2 protein-coding genes are annotated in these 985 nt (G+C 42.8%); both read left to right on the plus strand.

Going from position 1 to position 985, the window contains the following annotated elements; translation table 11 throughout:
- Positions 1 to 174: 174 nt before the first annotated feature.
- Positions 175 to 417: a type II toxin-antitoxin system ParD family antitoxin gene (locus tag R7044_RS24465; RefSeq protein WP_005398365.1), complete on the plus strand. Its 243-nt coding sequence runs from the start codon at positions 175 to 177 to the stop codon at positions 415 to 417.
- A complete protein-coding gene (locus R7044_RS24470; protein WP_005398363.1) occupies positions 410 to 694 on the plus strand; it encodes a type II toxin-antitoxin system RelE/ParE family toxin in 285 nt (94 codons plus the stop codon). The genes R7044_RS24465 and R7044_RS24470 overlap by 8 nt, the downstream gene beginning before the upstream one ends.
- Positions 695 to 985: the final 291 nt, after the last annotated feature.

The raw sequence follows: 985 nt of genomic DNA on the forward strand, positions 1-985 counted from the left end.
TGGTTCTTATGAATGGCCTATTTGTGATCATTGGTATTTCATTGTTGATTAGTGTTTTCGCGCTTTACTCTCCGCAGATAAGCGCATGGTGCGATAAGCAGCTTGCGAAAAAGAGAAAGTAAACCCATCACTTGCTGTATACTAATTGTGTTAATAATTCACACAGGTGGCTTTATGGGTAGAACAACAAGTGTCACCATTGGCGAATCGCTCGATGGCTTTATTGAAAAAATGATCGCAACAGGTCGTTACGGCTCAACAAGTGAAGTGATGAGAAGTGCATTGCGACTACTCGAACAACAAGAGAATCAACAAGACTTACTGCGAAAAGCTCTTGATGAGGGAGAAGCGAGCGGAGAATGCTCCCTGTCCTTAAAGGAAGTAGCAGAAAGAAGAAAGGCTCGTCTGCATGTATAAACTTTCTCAGAAAGCAGCAGACGATTTCGGCGACATCTATGAATATACCTTTCTAAATTTTGGCGAAGACCAAGCAGAACACTACACCGATGAAATGGAGCAGTGCTTACAAACATTGTCTGAGGCGCCATTCATTGGTAGGGATTGCTCCGAACTTCGTTCTGGAGTACGTCGGCATGATCATCAGAAGCACGCTATTTTTTATCGAATTCGAGAGTTCGATATATTTGTTATCCGGATCTTGCACCAACAGATGAACTCCATGTTGCATCTTTAGAAACATAGGAAAACGCCCCGTAGAGGGCGTTTTTTGTTTCAAACGAATAGTGCCATTTTTGCCCTGTAAATCGCTCTCAAAGCGTCACAAACTTACAAAGCGTTTTAGTCTTACATCCGCTCGGGTTAGGTATGAAAATCGCCACTACGCGCGTTCTGGGCGCTCTGAGCGGCGTTTTGAGCATCAAAGTGGGCCATTTAACATATAACCAATAATGACTACCATTTTTTTGATAAAAATCCCAAACGTTGGGAATTCGTCTTAAATGATGCCATAGTCCCTCTTGAAGCG

The organism is Vibrio sp. 1402 (assembly GCF_033340275.1).

Bases quoted from the DNA above. Each gene is read 5' to 3' on its own strand.
- R7044_RS24465 (WP_005398365.1), top strand. From the start codon at position 175: ATGGGTAGAACAACAAGTGTCACCATTGGCGAATCGCTCGATGGCTTT.
- R7044_RS24470 (WP_005398363.1), top strand. From the start codon at position 410: ATGTATAAACTTTCTCAGAAAGCAGCAGACGATTTCGGCGACATCTAT.